The sequence below is a fragment of the uncultured Alteromonas sp. genome, from assembly GCF_963976965.1.
GTDB classification, from domain to species: domain Bacteria; phylum Pseudomonadota; class Gammaproteobacteria; order Enterobacterales; family Alteromonadaceae; genus Alteromonas; species Alteromonas naphthalenivorans.
The window spans coordinates 79,559-85,709 of record NZ_CAXBMP010000020.1 but is presented as its reverse complement, the minus strand read 5'-3'; the positions used below and the strand labels follow the sequence as shown (position 1 = coordinate 85,709).

General features: G+C 44.0%; 5 protein-coding genes. 2 read left to right on the top strand and 3 right to left on the bottom strand.

All coding sequences use genetic code 11. The features are described from left to right. Nucleotides 1-385: 385 nt before the first annotated feature. Together AAC006_RS14985 and dnaQ are read right to left on the bottom strand one after the other, a co-directional pair. Nucleotides 386-1,879, bottom strand: coding sequence for a TIGR03503 family protein (locus tag AAC006_RS14985; RefSeq protein ID WP_126872167.1), 1,494 nt, complete (start codon nucleotides 1,877-1,879; stop codon nucleotides 386-388). Between the two features lie 89 nt (nucleotides 1,880-1,968). Then, nucleotides 1,969-2,685, bottom strand: a complete 717-nt coding sequence (dnaQ, locus tag AAC006_RS14980) for a DNA polymerase III subunit epsilon (RefSeq protein WP_013784493.1) — start codon at nucleotides 2,683-2,685, stop codon at nucleotides 1,969-1,971. A 103-nt stretch (nucleotides 2,686-2,788) separates the two neighbouring features. Here dnaQ and rnhA point away from each other — a divergent pair, with 103 nt between their 5' ends. Then, nucleotides 2,789-3,256: a ribonuclease HI gene (gene rnhA / locus AAC006_RS14975; RefSeq protein ID WP_013784494.1), complete on the top strand. Its 468-nt coding sequence runs from the start codon at nucleotides 2,789-2,791 to the stop codon at nucleotides 3,254-3,256. Nucleotides 3,257-3,406: 150 nt separating this feature from the next. On the opposite strand, the gene AAC006_RS14970 is transcribed toward rnhA, so the two are convergent. Then, nucleotides 3,407-4,384: an NAD(P)H-quinone oxidoreductase gene (locus tag AAC006_RS14970; RefSeq protein WP_126872166.1), complete on the bottom strand. Its 978-nt coding sequence runs from the start codon at nucleotides 4,382-4,384 to the stop codon at nucleotides 3,407-3,409. 497 nt (nucleotides 4,385-4,881) lie between these two features. Here AAC006_RS14970 and AAC006_RS14965 point away from each other — a divergent pair, with 497 nt between their 5' ends. Beyond that, a complete protein-coding gene (locus tag AAC006_RS14965; protein ID WP_126872165.1) occupies nucleotides 4,882-6,075 on the top strand; it encodes a class I SAM-dependent methyltransferase in 1,194 nt (397 codons plus the stop codon). Nucleotides 6,076-6,151 lie beyond the last annotated feature (76 nt).

Sequence of the window (6,151 nt, the reverse complement as noted above, 5' to 3'; positions counted from 1 at the left end):
CGCGACCCCCGGCGTGACAGGCCGGTATTCTAACCAACTGAACTACCGCTCCACAATTTCAATGTTATCAGTGAGTTAAATGAGTTGTTAAAACCCCTTGCCCTCACTGCGGCGCAGATAATACGGTTTAGCCCCTGCAGAGTCAATGCTTTTTATTAATAAAATTGTCATCTGGGCACTGTTTGCACGATAAATAAACACAATGTTGAAATATAATTCAATCAGGCGGGAATTCGTACACATAAAATCAGGAGGCTCTTCCCGCAGGCCACGTTCACCTTAGGATAGCTTACTTACACTTTTGTATTAATAAATAGCAAAAGAGCTCCCGCTACGGCGATACAGCCCTATTTAAATGGCGTATTTATTTACCCTACTCTTTACCCTACTCTGCCGGTTTCGACTTCTTAAACTTTGCCAGCAACTTTTTAAAGCCCTTAGGTTCATTATCAAGCGATAAGTCAGATTCAGACACCACTTTCTTCTTGGCCTTTTTATTTTCTTTCGTCGTGGCTGCTTTTGCAGATGCAGGACCACTGGCTTTTCGTCTTTTTAGGATAATAATAACGGCAGCAATAACACCTATTAAAATGATGGTTCCATTCACCGCTAAAATAATCAGGGTTAGCGTGCCTGAATCCATTTCATCATCTTCAGCCATCGATTGTGTATTTTCTTGATTGAGAGATGTTGAATTATCACCCATTGCAAGCGGATCTTCACTGCCATCAACAATAGGATCTTCGCCGTCAATAAGCGGGTCTATCACTTCTGGCTCAGGCGCTTCAGCCACAAAAGTATATTCAGGAACATCCAGTATGAAGTCTCGGCCTTCTGATGTTGTGCCATAGGCGGTTAGTTTAACGCGATAAACCCCCTCTTCGTACGCCACGATAAGATGCTCTCGCACACTATCGCCGCCTTCGGTTAACGAAAAGTTTTGAATATCTGCGTTTGGAAATTTAATTTTGCCGTCAATCAGGAGTGACTCAATATTCACTAGCTCGCGGTTCACATCAATGAGCAGCGTGTGATAACCGTCTCCTGTGCCATCGGTAGCGTCTAATTCAACATCCACATAAACAGGGTTGTTGTAAAGGATAATGGGTGCACCAATTTGTTCTCGCGTGAACATTGGCGTGTCTACTCGATAAACAGGCTGCCATTTACCTGCTGCAACTTTTAAATTGAATTGGCCAGTGAACACGCCATCCATTGGACGCTCATCCATACCCCGACCGTTATCTTCAAACTTTGCAATTTCTGCATCGTTAGCACCAAAGTTGTCGTAATTAGGGTCATTTGCACTTACAAACTCAATAGACAATTCCACGACATCACGGAACTGTTTGTTATCTATTTTTTCGCCGCCGTTGGTTAGGTAAGCCGTAGATTTTAATATTTCGCCCGAAAAGAGAATGCTGGGAAGCGATGTGGCGTGAAGCTTAATATCAGAAATGACCATAACCCGACTTGCAGGGTTAACCTGACCTACCGCCTGCCAAGGGCCAGGCATAGGGTTTTCAATAGTGATCATGTCGAAGGTGTCGGCATCGAACCACTTAACGTTGGTCTCGTCCACCCGGCCTTGAAATAACTTTGAACCATCGGGGCGAACTAATACTACGGGGGCAGAGCCGTATTCGCGAAAGAAAATCATGGAGACCTCTTTCACGTTGTAATCAATACGAAAACGATTCTGTAATAACTTAATCGAGTTCTCGTATTCATCCCCCAAGTCAGTAATAGGAGAAGGCGCAGTGTCGGCTTGCGTGTCCTGTGATGACGGAGCTGGCAGAGAAGTATCTTGTGAAAATACCGTTGAAGTACATCCTAATAGGCACAACGCCAACACTAGTTTCATCACACCTACTTTCACTGTTGCCCGCTCCTTTGGAAATGTATTTTAAAAATGGTTAAGTACGTCTAGCAGCTAAAGCAACACACCATAACCTGCACCTGAATTAGCTATGCATCGTTTTGCTCTGGGCGCCACAAACATTTACCCCCTGCTTTTTCTACAATATCTAAACGGGATTCATGCTGTGCTAATTCATCGGCGCTAGCTTTGATAACCTTTAATTTATTTCCGTTTCTGTTCAACCGGCGAAGTGCATCTGATTGGTTTTCACCGCTGCCCTTAGATGCCAAATTAAGCTTTGTCTGCCCACCGGTCATTAGCAGATAAACGTCGGCGAGTATTTCAGCATCCAGTAATGCCCCGTGAAGCTCACGGTGGCTGTTGTCTATGCCATAACGCTTACACAAGGCATCTAGGTTATTTTTCTGCCCTGGGTGCATTTTGCGCGCAACCGCCAAGGTATCAAGCACACTACAAATATCTTTGGTGATAACGCCACGGGTTTTCGGTTCCATCCCAAACTCGTGATCCATAAAGCCCACATCGAAGGGCGCGTTATGAATAACTAATTGAGCACCGCGAATAAAATTCACAAAATCTTCGGCTACATCTCTAAATGTAGGTTTGTCGGTTAAGAACTCATTCGTAATACCGTGAACATCTATCGCTTCTTGTTCAATTTGGCGGCCTGGATTAATGTATACATGAAAGTGATTGCCAGTAAGTTTACGGTTAACCAGCTCAACACACCCAATTTCAATCACTCGGTGACCTTCTTTAGGGTCGATACCTGTAGTTTCTGTATCTAGTACAATCTGACGCATGATTCCTCTAATCTTACCTTTTGTTTTTTGATAGTATATCAACCCCTTCGCCACAGGCTAAGGGAAAAGCGAAATATGAAAGTAAATAATTTAAGGACACCCAGTGGCTCAAAAAACCATTCACATTTTTACTGATGGCTCATGCCTTGGAAACCCAGGCCCTGGCGGTTATGGTGCTGTTTTAGTTTATAACAGTCACCGTAAAGAGCTAAGTGGCGGATTCGCGCATACTACCAACAATCGTATGGAATTAATGGCGCCTATTGAAGCATTAAACAGTTTAACTGAGCCCTGCAACGTTGAATTGACGACAGATAGCCAGTATGTGAAAAACGGTATTAATCAATGGATCCACAACTGGCGTAAGAACGGCTGGCGCACATCAGACAAAAAAGCGGTAAAAAATGCCGACCTTTGGAAGCGCCTTGATGAAGCAGTTAGCAAGCATAAAATTAATTGGCACTGGGTAAAAGGCCACTCGGGTCATCCTGAAAATGAACGCTGCGATGATTTAGCTCGGGGTGCGGCAGAAGCCAAACCAACAACACCAGATAGTGGCTTTACAGGCTGATGGCTTTAAGGGCTACTAGCTTACAAGACCAATAGATTTGAAAGCAAATACCTCTATAGGTATAGGTAAAGGTTAGCGATTTTGCAAAAAGAAAAGGCTGCATCGCCTTTTCTTTCGTTACGCTAAATTGTTTTTATGTTTCGCGTCTCACTACCACTCTACAACTATCTTTCCTTGCGTGTTGTTACTTTCTAATCGTGCGTGAGATTTTGCGACATCATTTATTGCGTATACCGTATCTATGTTTACGCTAAGCTCGCCGGTGGTGAATGCTGGTAAACAGGTTGTCGAGAAGTCACTAATAAGCGCGCTTTTGTATTCATCCGTTCTATTGCGCAGCGTAGTACCTTGTATTCTGGCTCGTTTACCCAGCATCAATGCCATATCTAGGTTATCGGCATAACGCCCAGCTAACATGGCGAGGTAAACCACAATGCCATCGCGCTTTAGAATGTGAAGGTTCCGATTTAGATAATCGCCCCCCACCATATCAAGCACCATATTAACGCCTTCAGGCCAATTAGCTTTTATCTCTTCAGCAAAGTTTTTATCTTTATAGTTTATCAGCAGGTTAGCGCCGTTTTGCTGGCAGTGTGCTAGCTTTTCTTGGGATGACGCGGTAACGGCGCTTTCTACTCCCCAATAATGACAAAGCTGAGTAGCAGCTAATCCCACACCACTAGCACCACCGTGAATGAGTACTCGCTCTGCTGGTTTTACATTCGAAATAAGGCGCAAGCATTGAAATGCAGTAAGAAACACCTCGGCAAGCCCTGCCGCCGAGCTATACGGCATGTTTTCGGGAACGCGCATTAAGTGCTGCGGGTTAACGGCAACTTGTTGTGCATAACCACCGCCCGCGACCAATCCAAAGACCTTGTCCCCCACTTTCCACTCACTAACTGTAGCGCCAACCTCTATGATCTCACCGGCAACCTCAAGCCCTAAAATTTCACTTTCACCAGGGGGCGGTGGATAGTGCCCTTGTCGTTGCAGTGTATCGGCACGGTTCACACCAAAGGCGTGTACTTGCACTAGCACTTTGTCGTCGGTGAGTACGGGTGCATCAACCTCTGCTATTGTTAGGCCTTCAGGTGCACAGCCTTCTTCGAAGTTTACAAATTGCATTAGTATCCTCTTTTTTGGAATTTCACTGGGGGTGCAGTGTGTTTTTGCACGTTAGTGATAGCATGAATAAATACGTTAACCTATGACTACGTGGATGATAATTTTAAGTGCATAATTGAGTTTGGAATTTTAGCCTCATATCACTAACACTTATCTTATTGTGCAAAATTAGACTTCAAATAATGTAACGTAATGCGATTAAAACAAAACTCATGATCACCAATAGTTTGCTATAACTTTATGTGTTTCCACTCGCCTGCGCGGCCTAAACAACTTTCTATCAAACTTAGTAAAATAGCTAACGTCTGGTCAGTAAACGGGGTAATCATTCGCATAGGCAACGCTTTATCGCTATACTTCGCCCCGCCGCTTACGTGTGGTTGCAAGAGCCGTTCACTTGCTAAAGGCTTTTTATTTGGCTAAAGGCTTCTTATAAGGCTAAAGGCTTTCAATGCAATACCCACTTCCTAGCTAATTCAAGAAATAGAGTACGTTTCATGTCATCACAAGTTATTTTGCACCCTAATAGAGATAAATCCCTTCGTCGTCGCCACCCTTGGGTGTTTGAAAGCGCCGTGGCAGAACTAAAAGGTAGAGGGCGCAGTGGTGACACTGTTGATGTGTTCGATTCAGAAGGTGATTGGTTAGGTCGCGGCGCCTATTCACCTACTTCGCAAATTCGCGTGCGCATGTGGACATTTAGTAAAGAAGAAAGCATCGATAACGCGTTCTTTTTACGCCGTATGGAAATTGCGCTTAATTTGAGAATGCGTTTATTTGACCCAGAAGTCACCAATGCATTTCGCTGGATTGCATCTGAGAGTGATGGCCTTCCAGGTGTTACCATAGATTTGTACGACAACGTAGCCGTATTGCAACTATTAAGCGCTGGGGCCGAGAAGCACCGAGATAAAATTGTGTGGGCAATAAACAAGTTAAAGCCCGGTACCCACGTTTACGAGCGAAGCGATGTTGATGTACGTAAAAAGGAAGGTTTAGAGCCAGTTACAGGTGTGGTGAGCGGCGAGCCACCTATGCAAGTTACCGTGAAAGAAAATGGGCTTTCTATCATTGTTGATATAGAGAACGGCCACAAAACAGGCTTTTATCTTGATCAACGAGATAGTCGTGCTGCCGCTGCACATTATGCCAAAGACGCTGACGTGCTTAATTGCTTTAGCTATACCGGCACCTTTTCTTGTTACGCACTACAAGGCGGTGCAAAATCGGTTACTAATGTGGATGTTTCTCAACCTGCACTTGACCTTGCTAAGCAGCATGTGGCGTTAAATGGTTTAGATGAAAGCAAAAGTCATTACGTCAAAAAAGATGTTTTTAAGCAGTTGCGTGAATACCACGAACGTAAAGAACAATTTGATATGGTTATCCTTGATCCGCCCAAATTTATCGACAACAAAGCATCACTCACCCGTGCTGCCCGCGGCTATAAAGATATAAACCTGTACGGTATTCATGCGGTGAGAAATGGTGGATTACTGCTTACTTTTAGCTGCTCTGGCTTAATGCCAGCCGATTTGTTTCAAAAAATTGTGGCTGATGCTGCATTGGATGCAGGAAGAACCATCAAAATTATTGCGCGACTTAACCAAGCCACCGATCATCCTGTGATAGGCAGTTATCCTGAAGGGTATTACTTGAAAGGTTTAGTTTGTGAAGTCACTGATCTGTAATTTCTGGCGTACTTTTACATCCAACGAAATACACGTCACAGACGAATAAATCGAATTAATACAGGGTTACTGTTTA